The following is a 20,176-nucleotide window of genomic DNA, read 5'->3' as shown; positions in this document are numbered from 1 at the left end:
CCGGGCCGCGCGCAAGGGCGGGAACGGCCCGGTCAGGCCGTTACTCGGGTGGCCAGCGCCGCCCCGGTCTCCTCGGTCGTCCGGACGGCGGCGGCGCCGTCCCGCGCCGCCAGGTCCTCTGCGACGGCGGTCTCGACGCGTACGGCCTCCGCCTCGTACCCGAGGTGCCGTAGCAGGAGGGCCACCGAGAGCACCGTGGCCGTGGGGTCGGCCGTCCCGGTGCCGGCGATGTCCGGCGCCGAGCCGTGGACCGGCTCGAACATGGAGGGGAACGCGCCGTCGGGGTTGATGTTGCCCGAGGCCGCGAGGCCGATGCCGCCGGTGACGGCCGCGGCGAGGTCGGTGAGGATGTCGCCGAAGAGGTTGTCGGTGACGATCACGTCGAACCGCCCGGGCCGGGTGACCATGAAGATCGTCGCCGCGTCCACGTGCAGGTAGTCGGTGGTGACCTCGGGGAACTCCCGGCCGACGCGGTCGAAGGTGTCCTTCCACAGCCGGCCGGCGTGCACCAGGACGTTGTTCTTGTGCACGAGGGTGAGGTGCTTGCGCGGCCGGTCCTGGGCCCGCGCGTACGCGTCGCGCACCACGCGCTCCACGCCGTAGGCGGTGTTGACGCTGACCTCGGTGGCGACCTCGGCGGGCGTGCCGGTGCGCAGGGAGCCGCCGTTGCCGGTGTACGGGCCCTCGGTGCCCTCGCGGACGACGACGAAGTCGATCTCCGGGGCGCCGGCGAGCGGGCCGGCCGTCCCGGGGAACAGCCGCGACGGGCGCAGGTTCACGTAGTGGTCGAAGGCGAAGCGCAGCTTGAGCAGCAGCCCGCGCTCCAGCACCCCGGAGGGGACGGACGGGTCGCCGACCGCGCCGAGCAGGATCGCGTCGTGGTCCTTGAGGGACTCCAGCTCGGCGTCCGGGAGGGTCTCGCCCGTGGCGTGCCAGCGCCGGGCTCCGAGGTCGTACTCCCGGGTCTCCAGCTTCACGTCGGAGGGGAGGACCGCCGTCAGGACCCTGAGGCCCTGGGCCACCACCTCGGGGCCAATGCCGTCACCGGGGATCACTGCGAGGCGCATGCTGCGCGTGCTGCTCGACATGACGGGACCGTACTCCGCCGTCCCGCTGGATGACACACCTCGTCCACCATACGGACACATTGCCGTCCGGTCAGGCCGAGTTCACCCGAAGTACGTGACGGGTTCGCCGATTCCTGGCACGTTTCGCGGCATGGACACACCACGGGTAGGCATCCCCGAACGTCTCGCCGAGCGCATGACCATGCCGGAGCAGCACGAGTACCTCCGGGCCACCCTCACCCGCCGCGGCATGCTGCGCGCCGGGGCGGCCGGCGCGGGGGCGGCCGCGGGCGCGGGGCTCCTCGGCGGCACCGGCGGCGCCGCGTACGCCGCCCCGACCCTGATCACCGCCCCGGCGTCCACCCGGGTCAGCGGCGCGCTCGTCGCCCCCTTCGGCCGCCACCTGGCCTTCGGCGCGGACCCGCGGACGCAGATGCGGATCTCCTGGCAGGTCCCGCTCGCCGTGCGGCGGCCCTTCGTCCGCGTCGGTCTCCACCCCTGGGACCTGGGCCGCAGGATCGAGGCCGAGGTGCGGCACCTGCACACCCCGCCCCTGTCCAAGAAGCTGCCGTCAGTGGACCAGTACTACCTGCACGCCGCGCTGGACGGCCTCCGCCCCGGCACGACGTACTACTACGGCGTCGGCCACACCGGCTTCGACCCCGCCTCCGCCCACCACCTGGGCACCCTGGGAACCTTCCGGACCGCCCCGGACCGGCCCGCGAAGTTCACCTTCACCGCCTTCGGCGACCAGGGCGTCAGCTACGACGCCCTCGCCAACGACCAGTTGATCCTCGGCCAGAACCCGTCGTTCCACCTGCACGCGGGCGACATCTGCTACGCGGACGAGAGCGGCGCGGGCAAGCCGGACGACGTCTACGACGCCCGCGTCTGGGACCAGTTCCTCGCCCAGACCGAGTCCGTCGCCAAGTCCGTGCCCTGGATGGTCACCACGGGCAACCACGACATGGAGGCCTGGTACTCCCCCAACGGCTACGGCGGCCAGAGCGCCCGCTGGACCCTGCCCACCAACGGCTTCGACCACCGGCACGCGCCCGGCGTCTACTCCTTCACCTACGGCAACGTCGGCGTCGTCGCCCTCGACGCCAACGACGTCTCCTACGAGATCGCCGCCAACGCGGGCTACAGCGGCGGCCGCCAGACCGCCTGGCTGGAACGCCGGCTGCGCGAGCTGCGCGCCCGGCACGAGATCGACTTCGTCGTCGTCTTCTTCCACCACTGCGCCTACTCGACGACGAGCGCCCACGCCTCCGACGGCGGCGTGCGCGACGAATGGCTGCCCCTCTTCGAGAAGCACAAGGTCGACCTGGTCATCAACGGCCACAACCACGTCTACGAGCGGACGGACGCGCTGCGGCACGGCCGGGTGGCCCGGAAGGTCCCCATCGGCGGAACCGTGGACTCCACGCGCGACGGCATCGTCTACGTGACGGCGGGCGGCGCCGGCAAGTCCCTCTACTCGTTCCCCGTCCCCGACAGCTACGAGGGCCACGTCAAGGACCTCGACCACGTCGGCTCGTACTTCTGGGAGAAGGGCCGGGTGAAGCACCGGGAGCGCGTCGAGTGGTCCCGGGTGCGCTTCACCGGCTACTCCTTCCTGGCCGTCGAGTGCGAGCCGGGCCGCCACCCGCGCCTGCGGGTGACGGCCCTGGCGGAGAGCGGTGCGCGGATCGACCACTTCGACGTGGTGCGCCCCGGGCGCCCCGGGCGCTAGTGGCCGGTGGCGCCGCCGTTGTCCCTGCGGTCCAGCGCGCGCTGGAGGGCGGCGGCGGCCTGCGCCCGGTCGGCGTCGCGCTCGGTGGCACGGGCAGTGCGGCGGGTCCTGCGGACAGCGGTGTCGGCCATGGGTCACGTCTCCTCGTGCGATGAGGTGCGATGAGGTGTGAAGGACGGACAGCCGGTGAAGGGGCGGGGGCCCGGGCGCGGCAGGGGTGACCTGCGCTCATGGCAACGGGCCGCAACCGCCGTCGCTCGATGGAGCGGGACGATCGGCTGCTTCCACGCTAAGCCACGGTCGGCGCGATGTCTGCCTGATTACTCGGACTTCCTACTATCCGAGACGGACGATGGTGCTCCGTGCACCGGTCGTCACCGGTCCAGGGCATGGGCCGTCGCGAGCCGGTGGAGGACGGCGGCGGCCCGCTCGTACAGCCGGTCCAGCCGGACGTGGAGGAGCTTCCCGTGTTCCTTGACGACGCGGCCGCCCACGACGACGGTGTCGACGTCCCCGCGTTCGGCCTGGAGCACGACGGTCGCGGTGGGGTCGTGGACGGGCCGCATGCCGGGGCGGTCGGTGGAGAGCACCAGGAGATCGGCCTGCTTGCCGACGCCCAGCGAACCGATGCGGTCCTCCATACCGAGTGCACGGGCCCCTTCGACAGTGGCCATCTCCAGTGCCTGCGCGACGGTGACACGGGGTGAGTCCGGCCGGCCGTCCCCGGGGGCCGCGGCGCGCGTATAGCCGGCGTGGCGGGCCACGGCGAGGGCCGTGCGCATCTGCGTGAACATGTCGCCGGGCACGGTGACTTCGACGTCCGTGCTCAGGCTGGGCGGCAGCCCGGCGTCGAGCGCGTCGAGGACGGGCGGGTAGCCGTGCCCCATCAGCAGCTCGATCAGCGGGGCGATCGAGAGGTGGCCGCCGGTGTCCCGGACGCGGGCGAGGTCCTCGGCGGTGTATCCGGTCGCGTGGATGTATGTGACGCGGTCGCGCAGGACGCCCAGGCGCGCCAGGCGTTCGAGCGGCGGCTCGTCGCCCGGACGCCGCATCGCGTGCATGGCGACGGGCACGTCGAGCTCCGCCGCCAGGCGCCAGTTGGCGGTGACGGCCTCGTCGGTGCGGGCGTCGGCGGCCAGCGCCATGGTGAGCAGGCCCTGTCCGTCGGCTGCCAGCCGGTTCCGCATACGCTCCGCGTCGCGTGACAGCGCCCCGGGGGCGGGGGCGTCGGTGTGCCGGGAGCTGGGCGAGTGCCCGTAGGCGAGCACGGTGCGCAGGCCCGAGGCGCGCAGGGCATCGGCGGCGGCGTCGGAGTGTTCGGACGTGTCATGGATGTTGGCGATGTCCTGGACGGTGGTGACGCCCGCGTCCAGGGCGGCGCAGGCACTGAGCAGCTCGCCCACGTACACGGTCTCGGGATCGACCAGTGGCGCGGCGGTCCCGATCGTGAACGTGAAGTAGTCGTCCAGGCTGTCGTCGGCCCCGGTGCCGCGCAGCGCGGCCTCCCACATGTGGCGATGGGTGTCGATCAGGCCGGGGACGACGAGCGAGCCGGTCGCGTCGACGACGCGGGCTCCGGGGACGTCGAGGCCGGGGCGGATATCGGTGACCACGCCGTTGTCGACGCGTATGTCGGCGTCCACGGTGCCCAACTGCGGGTCGAGCGTCAGCACATGGCCGCCACGCACGACGAGTGTGTCCGTCATCAACGGTTTCCCCTCTGCTCCTGTGGTCAGGCGGTGGCGCCGGCGTCGATCGTGACAGCGGATCCGGTGATGTAACTCCCGCCGTCACCGGCCAGATGGGCGGCCAGCGCGGCGATGTGCTCGGGCGGGATGTACGTGCCGAGCGCGGTCATGTCGCGGACCGCGTCGGTCTCCGGGTTCATCTCCGTCGCCACGGGGCCCGGTTGGACGAGTACGGCGGTGATGCCGCGCGGCCCGAGGTCACGGGCGATCCCCTTCGTCAGGCCGACGAGTGCGGACTTGGTCGCCGAGTAGAGGCTCGTTCCCGGCCACGGGGCGCGCTCGGCGGAGATGCTGCCGATGGTGATGACCCGGCCGCCTCGTGGCATGTACCGCACGGCGGCGCGTACGGCGACGAACACGGCCCGCACGTGGATGGCGAAGGCCCTGTCGATCTCCTCCACGGTGAGTTCGTCGACCGTCCCGGTCGCGTAGATGCCGGCGTTGTTCACCAGCACGTCCAGTCCGCCGAGCGTCGCGGCGGTGCGGTCGATCGCGGCGACGAGGGCGCCGGGTCCGCGCTGTCCGCCCGCAGCGCGAGTGCCCTGCGGCCCAGGGCCTCGATCCCTTCCGCGACCTGTCCGGCCCGGTCGCGGCTGCCGGCGTACGTGAGGGCGACGTCCGCGCCGTCCTGCGCCAGCCGGGTGGCGATCGCCGCCCCGATCCCCCGGCTGCCCCCGGTGACCAGCGCGACCTTCTCCGCGAGTGGGCCCATGCCGGATTCCTCCGTCCGCTGGGGTTCGCGGCGACCCTCGGGGCGACGGTACGCCGCGCCGCCGCCCCGGGGTGCGCCGGAGGTGGGCTCCTCCTCCGCACCATGCTGACGCCGGGGTAATGGGTGTGCCACTCAGGGCCGTGCGGCGCGGCGGCCCGGCCCCGGCTCGCGAGCCGTTGTTGCGCACGGATGGAGCCGCCGTTGCCCCTGCGGTCCAGCGTGCGCTGGAGGACGGCGGCGGCCTGCGCCCACTCGGCGTCGCGCTCGGCGGTACGGGCGGTACGGGCGGTACGGCGGGTCCTGCGGGCAGTTGGTGAAGGGGCGGGGCCCGGGCGCGGCAGGGGTGACCTGCGCTCACGGCAGCGCACTATCCGAGACGTCGGGGGCGGGTGGGGCCGGGCCCGTGGGGCGGCATGGTGCTTCGCCGGCTGAGCGTTTCGTCTCGGGCCCTCCGGGCCCAAAGAGGCTGGCTACGGACGAGGAGGGGGCGGGGCCGGTCCCCGTCGCCGGGTGCGGCGGCGGGCGGCGGGGAGCGGCGGGGCGAGGCGCGAATCGGCCGGGGCAGCGGTGGCACGCGGTGCCCCTGTGGTCGTTGACGGTTGAATTGCGGGCAGTTTGGGTGTGGTCGTGCCCCGTAGACGGCCTGCCCGCACACCCAAAGTGCCCGCTAATGCGTGAGCGCCCCCCGCCCGCACCCGGCAACGGACACCGGCCCGGCCCCCTCCCTCGCCGTAGCCCGCTTCTTTGGGCCCGAAGGGCCCGAGACGAGAGGGATGGCCGAGGAAGCACCATGCCGCCCCACGGGTCTGCGCCCCGGGGGCGGTCAGTCGCCTTTCGCGGCGGCCACTGCGGCCACGAACGTGCCAGACGGCGCGCCGGACCACGATCGGGGTACGACCGGGGGCCTTGGAGTCGCGTATGGGCAGTACGTCGGGGTACTGCTCGGCGATCTCGACGCAACCGCCGTCGTTCTCGCTATGGGTGCTCTTGCGCCAAGTGGCTGTAGACAGATCGGGGCGGGCGACGGGCACGAGTAAAGCTCCTCAACTGCCTTGTCGAGCTCAAGCCGACAGGTCGCCCTTCGTGGCGGACACCGTAGCCACGAACATGGCCCAAGCGGCGCGCCGGACGACGATCAGGTTGCGGGCGGGGGCCTTGGAGTCGCGTATGGGTACGACGCCGGGGTACTGCTCGGCGATTTCGACGCAACTGGCGTTGTCTTGACTGCGGCTGCTCTTGCGCCAAACGGCTACGGACAGGTCAAGGCAGACGGTGCGCACGGGTATTTCTCCTCAATTAGCTTGTGAATAAACACCCTTGACGCCTCGGCATCCAAGGCGGCGGCGCACAGGTGACCATAGAGGGTGATGTGTGTGGCCACGCTTGGCCCCCTGGTCAAGCAGAGGTCCGGGACCCGGTGGATCACGGTCCGGCCATTCGGGAGATCCATGATGGTCATCTCTCCGACGTCCGCCCAGGCCCTGGCGCTGTCGAACGGCCAGACCCTTACCTCGACGTTCGGGAGCCGTGAGGCCTCGATCAGGTCGAGCAACTGCCGCCGCATGATTTCGGCGCCGCCGACGACCGTGTGCAGAGCGGCTTCCGTCAGGACCGCTCCGAACCTGGGCGGATTCGGCCTCCGCATGATCGCGCGCCTGCGGTCGCGGTGACGGATCTTCTCCTCAAGCACTCCGCCGCGATCCGGAAGGGACATCGCGAGGATTTCCCTCGTGTACGCGTCATTCTGCAACAGAGCCGGAATGAGGCTCGTCGCATGGCGAATGCGCAGCGCCCGCTGCTCAGCCTTGAAGATCTTCTGAACCCACTTCACATCGGGGTTGTCGTCAGCCTTGTCACGCATCGCCGCGATGCGCCCACCCGCCCCCAGCGCATCGTCGATGCGACGGGCGACGTCACGCCGGGGCACGTGCGCACCCGACTCGAAGTGGGCGATCGCCGTGTTCGACAGGGCGACCGCCTCACCCAGCTCCGCCTGGGTCCATCCCTTCGCGCGCCGGTGGGCGCGGATCGCTTCCCCCAGCTCGGCCACGCGCAGCTGGTACGGATCAAGTGGCCGGGGCCCAGCCATAGTTGTATCCCCCAGTTGACTCAGCGGATCACTCAAGTCCGTGATGGGGTCGAGCATAGGGGTGCGGGCCGATACTGGAGACCGGAACCGGGGCGCGTAACTCCGGCCATCCGACGCTGCGTTCGAATCCCCTGTCGTGATGCCCGCCGTACGGCATCGCACACGTGCGCACGCGGAAGGGTTCGCGCCAACTTCCCAGCGGTTCCGCCAGATCCACCCGCCCCCGCTCCGAGGAGAACCGACCCCATGCCCGTCTGGCCCGGTACCGCCATGTCCAACGGAGGGGGCCGCGCCGCCCCGGCCCTCGACCCCGAAGCCGAGGCGGAGATCGAGAGGGTCATCGGCCTGGTCCTCGCCGCCACGGCGCCGCCCCCTGCCGAGACCCTGGAGTCGGCGACCGCGAAACTCCGCCGCTTCATCGGCGACTGGGCCTCCTGGGTCAAGGTCACCGCACGGCAGTCGCTGCCGGTGGACGACCCCCGCCGGGTCGCCGCCGAGCGCGCCGCCGACGAGGCGACGTACCGGGCCAGGTGCGCGGACCCCGGGGACGGGCTGGAGTCGGCGTTCACATACTGCCGGAGCCTGGCCCTGATCGTCCGCGAACTCATGGGCCACCGGCGGGGGTTCGCGCGGCCCACAGAGCCGCCCGCGGCGCGTCTGCGCGTGTCCGGGCGGGCCCTGATCCAACGGCCCTCCCCTACCGATGCCGCACCGGAGGTGCTCATGGTGTCGCCCTCGTACCCGGGCATGCCCGGCACCAACTTCCGGCTGCCGGGCGGACCGGCGACGGCGGACGAACCGGCCTGGGAGGCCATGACCAGAACCGTCCTGGAGGAGACCGGCCTGGCCGTCCGGCCCGCGCGGCTGCTCGTGACGGACTGGGCGCAGGGGGACGGGAACGGGGGCGGCATCACGTTCGTGTACGCCGTGGCCCCCTGCGGCGACGACATGACCGTGACGCTGCCCGGGTGTCCGGAACTGGCCGGCTTCACCTGGGTTCCCGTCGGGGAACTCGGCGAGCGCTGCGCCCCGCCGCAGGCGCTCCGCGTCAGGGCCGCCCTGGACGCGGCCCACAGCGGGACGCTGGCCGAGCTGCGACGCGGCGAGCCCGCCTACGCCGTCGCCGCGTAGCGGAGAACGCGGCCGCCCCCGCCCGGCGCGGAGCCGGAACGGGGGCGGACAGCGGCCGGGCAGGTCAGCCCATGTGCGGGTAGCGGTAGTCGGTCGGCGGAACCAGCGTCTCCTTGATGGAGCGGGTGGACGTCCACCGCATCAGGTTGGACGCGGCGCCGGCCTTGTCGTTCGTACCGGAGGCGCGGCCGCCGCCGAACGGCTGCTGGCCGACGACGGCGCCGGTCGACTTGTCGTTGATGTAGAAGTTGCCCGCGGCGAAGCGGAGCTTCTCCATCGCGTCGGCCACCGCGGCGCGGTCCTGGCCGATGACCGAGCCGGTCAGGGCGTACGCCGAGACGGACTCCATCTGGGCCAGCATCGCGTCGAAGTCCTCGTCCTCGTAGACGTGGACGGCGAGGACCGGGCCGAAGTACTCGGTCGTGAAGACCTCGTTGGCCGGGTCGGTGCACTCGATGACGGTCGGGCGGACGAAGTAGCCCACCGAGTCGTCGTAGGTGCCGCCCGCGACGATCGTGCAGGACGGGTCGGCCGCGGCCCGGTCGATGGCGGCCTTGTTCTTGGCGAAGGCGCGCTCGTCGATGACGGCGCCGATGAAGTTCGACAGGTCGGTGACGTCACCCATGGTGATGCCGTCGACCTCGGCCGCGAACTCCTCCTTGAAGCCGTTCTCCCAGATGGAGCGCGGGACGTAGGCGCGGGAGGAGGCCGAGCACTTCTGGCCCTGGAACTCGAAGGAGCCGCGGGTCAGGGCGGTCTTCAGGATGGCGCGGTCGGCGCTCGGGTGGGCGACGACGAAGTCCTTGCCGCCGGTCTCGCCGACCAGGCGCGGGTAGGACTTGTACTTCTCGATGTTCTCGCCGACCGTCCTCCACAGGTACTGGAAGGTCTTGGTCGAGCCGGTGAAGTGGATGCCGGCCAGCTCGGGGTGGGCCAGGGCCACGTCGGAGACGGCGATGCCGTCGCCGGTCACCAGGTTGATGACGCCCTTGGGCAGGCCGGCCTCCTCCAGCAGGCGCATCAGCAGCACGGCGGAGTGGGTCTGCGTCGGGGACGGCTTCCAGACCACGACGTTGCCCATCAGCGCGGGCGCGGTCGGCAGGTTGCCGGCGATCGCGGTGAAGTTGAACGGCGTGATCGCGTAGACGAAGCCCTCCAGCGGGCGGTGGTCGCTGCGGTTCCACACGCCGGCGGAGTTGGCGACCGGCTGCTCGGCGAGGATCTGGCGCGCGAAGTGCACGTTGAAGCGCCAGAAGTCGACGAGCTCGCAGGGGGTGTCGATCTCCGCCTGCTGGGCGGTCTTCGACTGGCCGAGCATGGTGGAGGCGGCCAGCGTCTCGCGCCAGGGGCCGGCCAGCAGCTCGGCGGCGCGCAGGATGATCGCGGCGCGGTCGTCGAAGGACATCGCGCGCCAGGCCGGGGCGGCGGCCAGGGCGGCGTCGATCGCGTCCTGGGCGTCCTTGTGGGTGGCGTTGTTGAAGGTGCCGAGGACCGCGGCGTGGTTGTGCGGCTGCACGACGGTGAACGGCTCGCCGCCGCCCATCCGCCGCTCGCCGTTGATGGTCATCGGCAGGTCGATCGGGTTGCCCGCGAGCTCCTTGAGCTTGGCCTCGAGGCGGGCGCGCTCCGGCGAACCGGGGGCGTAGCTGTGGACCGGCTCGTTGACCGGCGCGGGGACCTGGGTGACGGCGTCCATGGCCATGTCTCCTTAGTCGGGTGTGGGGGTCGGGGGTTCAGCCGCGCGTCGCGAGGGAGCGCAGGCTGTGTCTTCCCGGGGGATGACCCCCGGACCCCCAGCCCGCGTGCCACTCGCGATCACGGCTACCCGCGCGTCGCGAGCGAGCGCAGGAAGAAGGTCAGGTTCGCCGGGCGCTCCGCGAGCCGCCGCATGAAGTATCCGTACCAGTCGGTGCCGTACGGGATGTACACCCGCATGCGGTGACCCTCGGCGACGAGCCGCTGCTGCTCGGCCTCACGGATGCCGTACAGCATCTGGAACTCGTACTCGTCCAGTGTGCGCCCGTTGCGGCGGCCGAGTTCCTGGGCGATGGCGACCATGCGCGGGTCGTGCGACCCGATCATGGGGTAGCCCTTGCCCGCCATGAGGATCTTCAGGCAGCGCACGTACGCCAGGTCCACCTCGCGCTTGTCCTGGTAGGCGACGGAGGCGGGCTCCTTGTAGGCGCCCTTGACCAGGCGGACCCGGGAGCCCTCGCCGGCCAGCGCGCGGCAGTCGTCCTCGGTGCGGAACAGGTACGACTGGACCACGGCACCGGTCTGCGGGAAGCGCCTGCGCAGCTCGGCGAGGATGGCGAGCGTGGAGTCGATCGTGGTGTGGTCCTCCATGTCCAGCGTCACGGTGGTACCGGCCTCGGCGGCGGCCTCGACGACCGGGGTGACGTTGGCGAGGGCTATGTCGTGGCCGCCGGGCAGCGCCTGCCCGAAGGCGGACAGCTTCACGGACATCTCGGCGCGCACGCCGAGGCCCTCGGTGCCGAGCGCCTTGGCCAGCGCCAGGTAGGCGTCGCGGGTGCGCAGCGCCTCGGAGCGGTCGGTGATGTCCTCGCCGAGGTGGTCGAGGGTGACCTCCAGTCCGCGCATGTTCAGGTTCCGCACCGCGGCCATGGACTCGTCCAGGACCTCACCGGCGATGAAGCGGTCGACCACTGGACGGGTGACCGGCGCGGCGGACACGATACGGCGGATGGCGTCGCTGCGTGACGCGGCGAGCAGCACGGGACCCAGCACGGGGCACCTCCACGATGAACGGCCGACGCCACGACGGGAGACGGCATACGTAACTCATCGTGAAACCTAGAGATCGCGTCCGCGTGCAGCCATCGACAGCTGTCACGCATCCGTGGCCGGGATCTCAGACAGATGTATGACAATGGTGGCCACGGTGACGGGGACGTACGCAAGTGAACGGGGGACGCCCATGCGGGGCGAGTATCAGCAGCTCGTGGACGAGATCTCGGCGGTCTTCGGCGCGCCCGCGACGCTGGAGGACCGGGATTTCGGCCTGATCGCGTTCGGGGCCCACGGGGGCGACGACGACCTGGAACTGACGATGGACCCGGTGCGGACCCGGTCGATCCTGCAGCGGCGGTCCACGGCGGCCGTGCGGGCCTGGTTCGAGGCGTTCGGGATCGCGCGGGCGGTGGCGCCGCTGCGGATCCCGCCGGATCCGGCGGCGGGCGTCTTCAAGGGCCGTATCTGTCTGCCGGTGCGGCACCGGGGCGTGGTGCACGGCTACGTCTGGCTGCTGGACGACGAGCAGCTGGCGGGCCTGGATCTGGGCCCGGCCGCGGCCGATCCCCGGGTGGCGCAGGCCATGGAGACGGCCGCCCGGATCGGCGCGCTGCTGGCCGCCGAGGCCCGCGCGGGCGCCGAACTGGGCGAGCTGCTGCGGGACCTGCTGACCGCCCGGGCGGGAGGGCGGGACGCGGCGCGGGCCGCCCTGCGCGAGGGCCTGGGCCAGTCGGCGGACGGGCCGCTGGCCCTGGTGGCGGTGGCGCCCTGGCGGACGGACGACGGGGACGGGGACGGGGAGCAGCCCGGTACGGACGCGCCGGGGTCGGCGATCGCCGCGCTCTCGGGGGTGGCCGCGCTGTGCGCGGTCCCCGGCTGTCTGCCGGACGGTTCGGCGGCGCTGGCCGCGCTGGTGCGGCTGCGGGCGCTGACCGCGCCGGCCCCGGCGCGGGCCGCCGCGGACCGGCTGCTGCACTCGCCGCGGGCCGGCGGCTCCGCCGCGGCCGGGATGGGGACGCCGCGGCGGGGGCTGGCGGAGCTGACGGACGCCTGGGCCGAGGCGCTGTCGTCGGCGCGGGCGGCGGCCGCCGAGCGCCGGCTGGGCCCGCTGGCGGAGTGGGGCGGCCTCGGTCCGTACCGGGTGCTGACCGGGCTGCCGCAGGAGCGGGCGGCGGATCCCGCGGTCCGGCCGCTGCTGGCCCGTCCGCACACCGAACTGGCCCGGACCACCGAGGTCTACCTGGACTGCGCGGGCCAGGCCGGCCGCGCCGCCGCGGCCCTCGGCATCCACCGGCAGACCCTCTACTACCGGCTGTCCCGGGTGGAGCAGTTGACGGGGCTCGACCTGGACAACGGCGAGGACCGGTTGCTGCTGCACATGACGCTCAAGGCGTCCCGGCTGGGGTGAGCGGGGTGGCGGGACGCGCGGAGGTGTGGCGGACAACGCTCTCCGGTCGCGCAACTTTTCGATTCCCTTCTGTGTCATGGCGATTGAGTTCACCGGAGGTGGCTCGTCACAGCCCAGCACAGGGGGGAAACACCCATGCCTCACCACCCGATATCCCGCCGCGCCCTGACCACGGCACTGGCCGTCGGGGCGCTGGCCGCGCCGCTCGCCATGGCTGAGCCGGCCGCGGCCGCCGGTCCCAAGGTGGTCTGCACGTCCGCGAAGAAGGGCCTCGCCGACAAGCTGACCAAGGACATCACGGCGGCGCTGCGCGGCCGGGCCGGCAAGACGGGCATCGCCTTCGGCGACCCGGCCACGAAGACGACCTGCACCTACGACGCGGACCGGCAGTTCGACTCCGCGAGCGTCTTCAAGCCGATCGTGCTCGGCGCCCTCCTGTGGGACGCGGAGCAGCACAAGCGGTCGCTGACGGCCCGCGAGAAGACCCTCGCCAAGAAGATGATCACCGAATCGGACAACGACTCCACCACGGCGCTGCGCAACCAGCTCACGACCGCGCGGATCACCAAGTTCGTGAAGACCGCCGGGATGACGCGGACGGTCCCCAACCAGACCTGGGGCACCACCCAGATCACCGCGCGGGACGAGCAGCGTCTCCTCGCCCTGTTCACGAACCGGAACAAGGTACTGGGCGACAAGTCCCGCGCCTACGCCCTGGACCTGATGAACAAGGTCATCGCCTCGCAGCGCTGGGGCACCCCGGCCGGCGCGCCCAAGGGCGCCAAGGTCCACGTCAAGAACGGCTGGCTGCAGCGCAGCAAGGACGGTCTGTGGCGGGTGCACAGCATCGGCGCCTTCACCACGGGCGGCCGCACCTACACGATGTCGGTCCTCACCCACGGCAACCGCAGCTGGCAGGGCGGCATCGACACGATCCAGGCCGTGGCCCGGGTGATCCACAAGGACGTCAACCCGGCAGTGAAGAAGGGCATGTTGATCGTCCCGCCGGCCGACCCGCAGGAGGTCATGCCGCCGCAGGCGTGACGGCGGCACGAGGGCGGGTGCCGTTCGGCACCCGCCCTCACGGGCTACTCCTCCGCGAAGGCGATCGCCTGCACCGGACAGGCCCGTACCGCCTCCTTGACCATGGGGTCCCCCCGGCCGTCCTCGCTGCCCGGGCGGACGAGGCCGAATCCGTCGTCGTCCGAGTCGAACACGGCCGGTGCGGTGAGGGCGCACTGGCCCGAGCCGATGCACAGATCCGAATCGATGCTGACGCGCATGGTCGTACTCCGTTTCACGGTCACCAGGTGACCGGGAGGGCGAACAGTCCTTGGACGGTGCCGCCGGGCTTGGCGCGCACCTCATCCGGGGCAACGGCCAGCCGCAGCGTCGGGATACGGGCAAAGAGGGACGAGAAGGCGATTTCCAGTTCGGCCCGGGCCAGGTTCTGCCCCAGGCACTGATGGACGCCGTACCCGAAGGCGACATGGTGCCGGGCGGAGCGCCGGATGTCGAGGGCGTCGGGGTCCGCGTAGACGGCCGGGTCGCGATTGATCGACGGTGTGGCGAGCATGACGCCCTCACCCGCCCGGACGGTCGCCCCGGCCATCTCGATGTCCTCGGTGGCCACGCGCATCATCCCGTCGGCGATGGACAGATGGCGCAGCAGTTCCTCGACCGCGCCGGGCATCAGCGCCGGGTCGGCGCGCAGCGCGGCCAGTTGGTCCGGGTGGCGCAGCAGCGCGTAGGTGCCGAGCGAGATCATGTTGGCCGTGGTCTCGTGGCCGGCGAGGATCAGCAGCAGCGCCATCATCACCAGTTCCTCGCGGTCGAGTTCGCCGCGGGCGAGCTGGTCGGTGACGAGGCCGTCGAGGAGCCCGTCGCCGGGCGTCTCCCGCTTGGCGTCGAGCAGCCGGCGCAGGTATGCCCGGAGCTCGTCGCGGGCGGCGGTCGTCTCCTCCGCGGTCTCGGCCAGCAGCAGCGTCCGCGAGCGCCCTTCGAAGAACTCGTGGTCGGCGTACGGCACTCCGAGCAGGGAACAGATGACCATCGACGGGAGGGGCAGGGCGTACGCGGCGACGAGGTCGGCCTCCGGGCCGGCGGCGAGCATGCGGTCGAGGAGGGTGTCCACGGTCCGCTCGATGTCCGGCCGCAGGGCGGCGGTCCGCTTGAGCCCGAAGCCCGGGATGAGCATTCTGCGCTGCTCTTTGTGGCGGGGGTCGTCGGTGCCGAGCAGCGGGAGGTCGACCTTGCGCTGGTCCCGGTTGCGAGGCATCAGGACGGGGAAGTCCGCGTGCCGCCGGTCGGCCGACAGCCGCGGGTCGGTGAGCAGCGCGCGGGCCTCGGCGTGGCCGGTGACGAGCCAGACCTCGCGGCCGTCGAAGAGCCGCATCCGGGTCAGCGGGGCGTCCCGGCCGGGCGAGGGGTAGGCGGGCGGCGGGTCGTAGGGGCAGGCGCGGTCCTGCGGCCAGGAGAGGGCGGTGGGGCTCGGGGCGGGGATCGGGGTCGGGGCGTCGTGCACGGTTTCGGTCATGGCGACCTCCGGCGCAAGCGGACTAGTATCCTCGGGCAACCATTAGACCGGAGCGCGCCGCTCCCGTCCATGGCGGGTCGCCGCAATCCGGCGATGCGGTACCGCTATTCGGTCGCGGGGGTGTTTCTCCCCGCCCCGCCCTTTCACCGTTTCTCGCGCGCTCCGCGCAGGGGTGCAACGCGGCTGCGCCGCGTTCGTCCTCAAGCGCCGGACGGGCTGATTCAGCCCGTCCGGCGCTTGAGGACAGCACGCGCAGCGTGCTGCTGCGGAAACGGTGAAAGGGCGGGGAGGGGCAAGAAAAAGGCCCGGCGCCCCGGGTCGCTCAGCACTCCGACAGCTCCGCGTACAGCTGGGACAGCTCCGGCGCCCCGTCCACCGCCCACGCGTGCCCCGCCTCCACCACATCCACCTCACGCCCGCTCACCAGCCGCACCACCGGCTGCCCGTCGGGCCACAGGTGCCACACCGCCCCCGGAACCGTCCGCACCACCACGGTGCCCAGGTACAGCCCCGCGTCGTTGCCCAGCCAGGACTGGAGCTCCTCGTCGTCGCGCCAGCGCGGCTGGAGCTGGTCGAGGGCCTCCAGGGACGCCGGGCCGTCGTCGAGCGTCACGCCCGCCGACTCCGCCTGGGCGCGCAGGAGTTCGCACTCCGACAGCAGCTCCGTCAGCCCCTCCGCGTCCCGGTCCCCCGCCTCCCGGCCCTCCGGGCCGAGGACCGCCGCCCCGCGCGCCGCACCGTGCCGCCTGCGCCATCCGCCCAAAAAGGGAATGTTCATACCGGCAAGGATCGCACCCGCGCAGTCGGCACCACCACCGGCGCGCGGCGCGAGGACGTGTCCTCCCGGCCTCCTTGACGTTCCCCGTTCGTCTCCTTAGCTTCATCCCGCCACATCCCAGCCTGGGAATCACGGGAGGCATGACACGCATGCTCCGGACAACGAAGCTCACGGCACGACGGCACAGACGGTGGCGGGCGGCGGGGGCCGTCGCGGCGGGGACGGTCTGCGCCGTTCTCCTGTCGAATCTCGCGACCGCTCCCGCACTCGCCGATCCGGGCCTTCGAGGCAGTGAGCCGCTCCCCTTGGAGCGGCTTTTCGACAATACGGCGGTCAGCGACGACGCCCGCCCCGACGAAGCCGACTTCGACGGGGCGGGCGGTTCCTTCTCCGCCCAGGACCTCAAGGCGGCGGGCTGGACGCCCGGCCGCGCGCTCACGATCGACGGCTCGCCCCTGCGCCGGCCGCGCTCCGCGCCCGGGGAGCCCGACAACGTACGGGCCGCCGGGCAGACGGTCCGGCTGCGCGGCCGCGGCCAGGCGCTCTCGTTCCTCGTCGCCAGCAGCTCCGCCGCCGGGCCCGGCGGCGACGTCAGCGGCACCGGCACCGTCCGCTACCGCGACGGCTCGCACACCGCCTACCGCCTGACCGCCCCGGACTGGCGGCGCGGGCTGCTCAGCACCAAGGCCGTCGCGCTCCCCCACCTCAACACGCCCACCGGCCGCCGGACGGAGACGACCCGGCTGCACGCCGTGACCGTCCCGGTCGCACGCGGCCGGGAGGTCGACTCCGTCGTCCTCCCCCGCGCCCCCCGCGCGTCGGTGCAACTGCACATCTTCTCCATGGCACTGCGCGCTCCCTCGAACGGGTGGACCGGCAGCTGGGCGGCTCCCCCGTCCGGGTACACCGCCGTGGGCCCCTGGACCGACCGGACCCTGCGGCTGGTCGTGCGCAGCTCCGTGGGCGGCCAACGGACCCGCATCCGGCTGGAGAACACCTTCGCCGGGCAGCCGCTGCGGATCGGGCACGCGACCGTGGCGCTGCGGGGCAAGGGCGCCGCGACGGCCGGCCGGCCCCGGACGCTGACCTTCGGCGACCGGGAGGACGTCGTCATCCCGGCGGGGGCGCAGCAGTTCAGCGACCCGCTCGGGTTCCGGATCCCGGCGGACACCAGCCTGCTGGTCTCCCTCCATCTCCCGGGCACGGTACGGGCGTTGCCGGTGCACCACTACACCAACCAGCACTCGTACCTCACCGACGACGACGGCGGGGACCGGACGGAGGACCGGGACGCGGACACCTTCACCGGGACGATCACCAACTGGCCGCTGCTCACCGGCATCGACGTGAGCGGCGGGCCGGGCTCGGTCGTGGCGCTCGGCGACTCGATCACCGACGGGGAGCGCTCCAAGCCCGACGCCGACGGCCGCTGGCCCGACCTGCTGGCCCGGCGGCTGCGCGCGCAGACCGCGGTGCCCGTGTACGGCGTGCTCAACAGCGGGATCTCCGGCAACCGCGTGGTGGACGACCGCTACCAGGGCAACGGGACCAGTACCACCCTCAGCGGGGTGAGCGCCGGGCACCGGCTGGAACGCGACGTCCTGGCCCAGACCTCGGCCCGTACCGTCATCGTCTTCGAGGGCGTCAACGACATCCGGGCCGGCACCACCGCCCCCCAGGTGATCGCCGCTCTGCGGTCCATCGCCGAGCGGGCGCACGAGCGCGGGCTGCGCGTCGTCGCGGCGACGATCGCGCCGTGCGGCGGCTACGGGGACTGCACGGCGACGGCGGAGGCGCAGCGCACGGCGATCAACCGGCACATCCGGGAGAACGGCGGGCTCTACGACGCGGTCTTCGACTTCGACCGCGCGATCCGGGACCCGCAGCACCCGGACCGGATGCTGCCCCGCTTCGACGGCGGCGACCACCTGCACCCCAACGACGCGGGGATGAAGGCGTTCGCCGATGCGGTGGACCTGCGGCGGCTGTGACCGGGCCCGCCACAGGCCCACGCGCTACACGTCCAGGTCGACGACCACCGGCGCGTGGTCGGAGGCGCCCTTGCCCTTGCGCTCCTCCCGGTCGACGTAGGCGTCCTTGACGGCGGCGGCGAACGGGGCGTTGCCGTAGACGAGGTCGATGCGCATGCCCTTGTTCTTCGGGAAGCAGAGCTGGCGGTAGTCCCAGTAGGTGTAGGGGCGGTCGTACTTCAGGGGGCGGGGGACCACATCCGTCAGGCCCGTGTCGCGCAGGGCCGCGAGGGCGGCGCGCTCGGCGGGCGTGACGTGCGTGGCGCCCTCGAAGACGGCCGGGTCGTAGACGTCCTCGTCGGTCGGCGCGACGTTGTAGTCGCCGAGGACGGCGAAGGGGCGGCCGTCGGCGGCGTCGGCCGCGACGGCGTCCCGCAGGGCCTCGAACCAGCGGAGCTTGTAGCCGTAGTGGTCGTGCTCCACCTCCCGGCCGTTGGGCACGTAGACCGACCAGACCCGGGCGGCCCCGCACGTCGCCGAGATCGCGCGGGGCTCCTGGGCGCCCTCGTACTCGGGGCCCCCGGGCAGGCCCGTGACCACATCCGCCAGGCCGACGCGGGAGAGCAGCGCGACGCCGTTCCACCGGCCCGTGGCGTTGACCGCGGCCTCGTAGCCGAGGGCGCGCAGCTCCTCGTACGGGAAGGCGTCCTCGGCGCACTTCACCTCCTGGAGGCAGAGCACGTCCGGAGCGTTGCCCTCCAGCCAGGCCAGCAGGCGGGGCAGACGGGCGGTGATCGAGTTCACGTTCCAGGTGGCGATGCGCATGCGGCCACCCTAACGGCCGGGTCCGACAGTCAGAGTTCCATGCTCTCCCCCGCCGCCAGCCGGGCGTGCCCGGCCCCGCCCACACCCGGCCCGGCCGGGCCCAGCATCCGGTCGTAGACCGGGCGGGCCAGGTCGGTCAGCAGCGCGTCGTGGATGTCGATCGCCCGGCGCGGGGCGACCTCCCGGATGTAGTCGATGACGTCGGCGACCCTGTTCCACGGGGCCATGACCGGGACCATCAGCGTGTCCACCGGCCGCCCGGGGACGGTGAGGGCGTCGCCGGGGTGGAAGACCGTCCCGTCCAGCAGGTAGCCGACGTTGGTGATCCTCGGGATGTCCGGGTGGATCACCGCGTGCAGCTGCCCGTGGACCTGGACGTCGAAGCCGGCGGCGGTGAAGGCGTCCCCCTCGCCGACCGTGTGCACCCGCCCCGGGAAGGCGGCCGCGACCTGGTCGGCGACGCTGCGCAGGGTCCACAGCTCGGCGGCCGGGTTGGCGTCCAGGGCGCGGCGCAGCCGGTCCTCGTCGAAGTGGTCCGGGTGCTCGTGGGTGACGAGCAGCGCGTCCGCGCCGACGGCGGCGTCCTCCTCGGTGAACCCGCCCGGGTCGATGACGAGGCTGCGGCCGTCCTTCTCCAGGCGGACGCAGGCGTGGCCGTGCTTGGTGAGCTTCAAGATCCCCATGTCCCCATGGTGCTACGGGCGCCGCTCCGGCGCACCGTCCTCCGCCGTGACGTGCGCCGTCACCTCGGGCCGGACGGCCGCGAACGCGGCCCGCGCGGCGGGGAGTCCCGCGTAGAGCGCGGCGTGCTGGAGCGTCTCCTTGATCTCCTCCGGGCTCACCCCGAGCCGCAGCGCGGCGCGGGCGTGCGCGGCGAGCTCGTCCAGGTGCCCGCCGACGGTGAGCGCGGTCAGCGTCAGCAACGACCGCGTCCGCAGGTCGAGCCCCGGCCGCGACCAGGTCTCGCCCCAGGTGGCCCGGTTGGCGAACGCCTCGAAGTCCCGGCTGAACGGATCGGCGGCGGCCTCGGCCTCGGCCCGGTCGACGTGGGAGTCGCCCAGGACGCGGCGGCGCAGGGAGGCCGCATGCGCGTGCGGGTCGTGGGCGTCGGCGGCCGGGACGACACCGCTGTCGTACGGCTCCTGGACCGTCTCCGGGAGTGGGTCCGGGGCCGGTCCGTCGCCGTGGGACGGCTCGCCGACGAGGCCCGGGGCGCCGTCGCGGTACGGCTCCCCGTCCGTCGCCGGTCCGGCCGAAGGCCCGTCGGCCACCGGTCGCACGGCCGCGCCCGCCGGGAACGGGTCCGCCACGACGGCCGGTTGGGGCACGTCGCTCGCGAACGGTGTGCCGACGACGCCCGGGGCGCCGTCGCCGTACGGCTCCCCGGCCGCCGGTCCGGCCGAAGACCCTTCGACGGCCGGTCGCA

19 protein-coding genes and 1 pseudogene are annotated in these 20,176 nt (G+C 72.8%); 5 read left to right on the top strand and 15 right to left on the bottom strand.

Translation table 11 applies throughout. From position 1 onward, the window contains the following. Positions 1-32 precede the first annotated feature (32 nt). The gene (locus I5Q34_RS06375; RefSeq protein ID WP_199891162.1) at positions 33-1,088 is read right to left on the bottom strand and encodes a 3-isopropylmalate dehydrogenase; all 1,056 of its coding nucleotides are present in this window, start codon (positions 1,086-1,088) and stop codon (positions 33-35) included. A 130-nt stretch (positions 1,089-1,218) separates the two neighbouring features. Here I5Q34_RS06375 and I5Q34_RS06370 point away from each other — a divergent pair, with 130 nt between their 5' ends. Continuing rightward, positions 1,219-2,802, top strand: coding sequence for a metallophosphoesterase family protein (locus I5Q34_RS06370; RefSeq protein ID WP_199891161.1), 1,584 nt, complete (start codon positions 1,219-1,221; stop codon positions 2,800-2,802). Here I5Q34_RS06370 and I5Q34_RS35450 read toward each other — a convergent pair. The 6 genes and pseudogenes from I5Q34_RS35450 to I5Q34_RS06340 form a co-directional block, all read right to left on the bottom strand. After that, the gene (locus I5Q34_RS35450) at positions 2,799-2,933 is read right to left on the bottom strand and encodes a hypothetical protein (protein ID WP_267911915.1); all 135 of its coding nucleotides are present in this window, start codon (positions 2,931-2,933) and stop codon (positions 2,799-2,801) included. The two genes, I5Q34_RS06370 and I5Q34_RS35450, sit on opposite strands and share 4 nt — an antisense overlap. 243 nt (positions 2,934-3,176) lie before the next feature. Then, the gene (locus tag I5Q34_RS06365) at positions 3,177-4,508 is read right to left on the bottom strand and encodes an amidohydrolase family protein (RefSeq protein ID WP_199891160.1); all 1,332 of its coding nucleotides are present in this window, start codon (positions 4,506-4,508) and stop codon (positions 3,177-3,179) included. Between the two features lie 26 nt (positions 4,509-4,534). After that, a pseudogene (locus tag I5Q34_RS06360) lies at positions 4,535-5,262 on the bottom strand (SDR family NAD(P)-dependent oxidoreductase). Between the two features lie 470 nt (positions 5,263-5,732). Then, a complete protein-coding gene (locus tag I5Q34_RS06350) occupies positions 5,733-6,293 on the bottom strand; it encodes a DUF397 domain-containing protein (RefSeq protein WP_199891158.1) in 561 nt (186 codons plus the stop codon). A 30-nt stretch (positions 6,294-6,323) separates the two neighbouring features. After that, positions 6,324-6,542: a DUF397 domain-containing protein gene (locus I5Q34_RS06345; protein WP_277965635.1), complete on the bottom strand. Its 219-nt coding sequence runs from the start codon at positions 6,540-6,542 to the stop codon at positions 6,324-6,326. After that, on the bottom strand, positions 6,512-7,312 hold the full coding sequence (locus I5Q34_RS06340) for a helix-turn-helix transcriptional regulator (RefSeq protein WP_199891157.1): 801 nt from the start codon (positions 7,310-7,312) through the stop codon (positions 6,512-6,514). Before I5Q34_RS06340 ends, I5Q34_RS06345 begins: the two co-directional genes overlap by 31 nt. Positions 7,313-7,597: 285 nt before the next feature. On the opposite strand from I5Q34_RS06340, the gene I5Q34_RS06335 reads away from it, so the two are divergent. Continuing rightward, positions 7,598-8,482, top strand: a complete 885-nt coding sequence (locus I5Q34_RS06335; protein ID WP_199891156.1) for a DUF6415 family natural product biosynthesis protein — start codon at positions 7,598-7,600, stop codon at positions 8,480-8,482. A 64-nt stretch (positions 8,483-8,546) separates the two neighbouring features. Here I5Q34_RS06335 and pruA read toward each other — a convergent pair whose 3' ends face one another. Both pruA and I5Q34_RS06325 read right to left on the bottom strand, forming a co-directional pair. Next, complete coding sequence (gene pruA / locus I5Q34_RS06330) at positions 8,547-10,178, bottom strand: L-glutamate gamma-semialdehyde dehydrogenase (RefSeq protein ID WP_199891333.1); 1,632 nt, start codon at positions 10,176-10,178, stop codon at positions 8,547-8,549. Positions 10,179-10,303: 125 nt separating this feature from the next. Further along, positions 10,304-11,230, bottom strand: coding sequence for a proline dehydrogenase family protein (locus tag I5Q34_RS06325; RefSeq protein ID WP_199891155.1), 927 nt, complete (start codon positions 11,228-11,230; stop codon positions 10,304-10,306). A gap of 190 nt (positions 11,231-11,420) precedes the next feature. On the opposite strand from I5Q34_RS06325, the gene I5Q34_RS06320 reads away from it, so the two are divergent. Further along, positions 11,421-12,641 carry a CdaR family transcriptional regulator gene (locus I5Q34_RS06320; RefSeq protein WP_199891154.1) on the top strand — a complete coding sequence of 407 codons (1,221 nt, stop codon included), beginning with the start codon at positions 11,421-11,423 and terminating at the stop codon, positions 12,639-12,641. A gap of 135 nt (positions 12,642-12,776) precedes the next feature. Beyond that, positions 12,777-13,685 (top strand): serine hydrolase, encoded by a 909-nt coding sequence (locus I5Q34_RS06315; RefSeq protein ID WP_199891153.1) that lies wholly within the window; start codon positions 12,777-12,779, stop codon positions 13,683-13,685. A gap of 44 nt (positions 13,686-13,729) precedes the next feature. Here the strand turns inward: I5Q34_RS06315 and I5Q34_RS06310 are convergent, their stop codons facing one another. From I5Q34_RS06310 to I5Q34_RS06300, 3 genes are all read right to left on the bottom strand, one after another. Continuing rightward, positions 13,730-13,924 carry a ferredoxin gene (locus I5Q34_RS06310; RefSeq protein ID WP_199891152.1) on the bottom strand — a complete coding sequence of 65 codons (195 nt, stop codon included), beginning with the start codon at positions 13,922-13,924 and terminating at the stop codon, positions 13,730-13,732. Positions 13,925-13,944: 20 nt separating this feature from the next. Then, positions 13,945-15,177, bottom strand: coding sequence for a cytochrome P450 (locus I5Q34_RS06305; protein WP_199891151.1), 1,233 nt, complete (start codon positions 15,175-15,177; stop codon positions 13,945-13,947). Positions 15,178-15,499: 322 nt separating this feature from the next. Then, complete coding sequence (locus I5Q34_RS06300; protein ID WP_199891150.1) at positions 15,500-15,955, bottom strand: DUF6278 family protein; 456 nt, start codon at positions 15,953-15,955, stop codon at positions 15,500-15,502. Positions 15,956-16,104: 149 nt separating this feature from the next. On the opposite strand from I5Q34_RS06300, the gene I5Q34_RS06295 reads away from it, so the two are divergent. Next, the gene (locus I5Q34_RS06295; protein ID WP_199891332.1) at positions 16,105-17,946 is read left to right on the top strand and encodes an SGNH/GDSL hydrolase family protein; all 1,842 of its coding nucleotides are present in this window, start codon (positions 16,105-16,107) and stop codon (positions 17,944-17,946) included. Between the two features lie 24 nt (positions 17,947-17,970). On the opposite strand, the gene I5Q34_RS06290 is transcribed toward I5Q34_RS06295, so the two are convergent. The 3 genes from I5Q34_RS06290 to I5Q34_RS34415 form a co-directional block, all read right to left on the bottom strand. Then, the gene (locus I5Q34_RS06290) at positions 17,971-18,750 is read right to left on the bottom strand and encodes an exodeoxyribonuclease III (RefSeq protein WP_199891149.1); all 780 of its coding nucleotides are present in this window, start codon (positions 18,748-18,750) and stop codon (positions 17,971-17,973) included. A 29-nt stretch (positions 18,751-18,779) separates the two neighbouring features. Further along, on the bottom strand, positions 18,780-19,424 hold the full coding sequence (locus I5Q34_RS06285; protein ID WP_199891331.1) for an MBL fold metallo-hydrolase: 645 nt from the start codon (positions 19,422-19,424) through the stop codon (positions 18,780-18,782). Positions 19,425-19,445: 21 nt separating this feature from the next. Beyond that, a partial coding sequence (locus I5Q34_RS34415) for a carboxymuconolactone decarboxylase family protein (RefSeq protein WP_234428454.1) occupies positions 19,446-20,176 on the bottom strand: 731 nt, incomplete at its 5' end.

Source organism: Streptomyces sp. AV19, from assembly GCF_015999245.1.
In the GTDB taxonomy this organism is placed as follows: domain Bacteria; phylum Actinomycetota; class Actinomycetes; order Streptomycetales; family Streptomycetaceae; genus Streptomyces.
This window is presented reverse-complemented; position numbering and strand designations above follow the sequence as displayed.

Bases quoted from the DNA above. Each gene is read 5' to 3' on its own strand.
- I5Q34_RS06315 (WP_199891153.1), top strand. From the start codon at position 12,777: ATGCCTCACCACCCGATATCCCGCCGCGCCCTGACCACGGCACTGGCC.
- I5Q34_RS06295 (WP_199891332.1), top strand. From the start codon at position 16,105: ATGCTCCGGACAACGAAGCTCACGGCACGACGGCACAGACGGTGGCGG.
- I5Q34_RS06365 (WP_199891160.1), bottom strand. From the start codon at position 4,508: ATGACGGACACACTCGTCGTGCGTGGCGGCCATGTGCTGACGCTCGAC.
- I5Q34_RS06290 (WP_199891149.1), bottom strand. From the start codon at position 18,750: ATGCGCATCGCCACCTGGAACGTGAACTCGATCACCGCCCGTCTGCCC.
- I5Q34_RS06320 (WP_199891154.1), top strand. From the start codon at position 11,421: ATGCGGGGCGAGTATCAGCAGCTCGTGGACGAGATCTCGGCGGTCTTC.
- I5Q34_RS06310 (WP_199891152.1), bottom strand. From the start codon at position 13,924: ATGCGCGTCAGCATCGATTCGGATCTGTGCATCGGCTCGGGCCAGTGC.
- I5Q34_RS06300 (WP_199891150.1), bottom strand. From the start codon at position 15,955: ATGAACATTCCCTTTTTGGGCGGATGGCGCAGGCGGCACGGTGCGGCG.
- I5Q34_RS06375 (WP_199891162.1), bottom strand. From the start codon at position 1,088: ATGTCGAGCAGCACGCGCAGCATGCGCCTCGCAGTGATCCCCGGTGAC.
- pruA (WP_199891333.1), bottom strand. From the start codon at position 10,178: ATGGACGCCGTCACCCAGGTCCCCGCGCCGGTCAACGAGCCGGTCCAC.
- I5Q34_RS06305 (WP_199891151.1), bottom strand. From the start codon at position 15,177: ATGACCGAAACCGTGCACGACGCCCCGACCCCGATCCCCGCCCCGAGC.
- I5Q34_RS06335 (WP_199891156.1), top strand. From the start codon at position 7,598: ATGCCCGTCTGGCCCGGTACCGCCATGTCCAACGGAGGGGGCCGCGCC.
- I5Q34_RS06370 (WP_199891161.1), top strand. From the start codon at position 1,219: ATGGACACACCACGGGTAGGCATCCCCGAACGTCTCGCCGAGCGCATG.
- I5Q34_RS35450 (WP_267911915.1), bottom strand. From the start codon at position 2,933: ATGGCCGACACCGCTGTCCGCAGGACCCGCCGCACTGCCCGTGCCACC.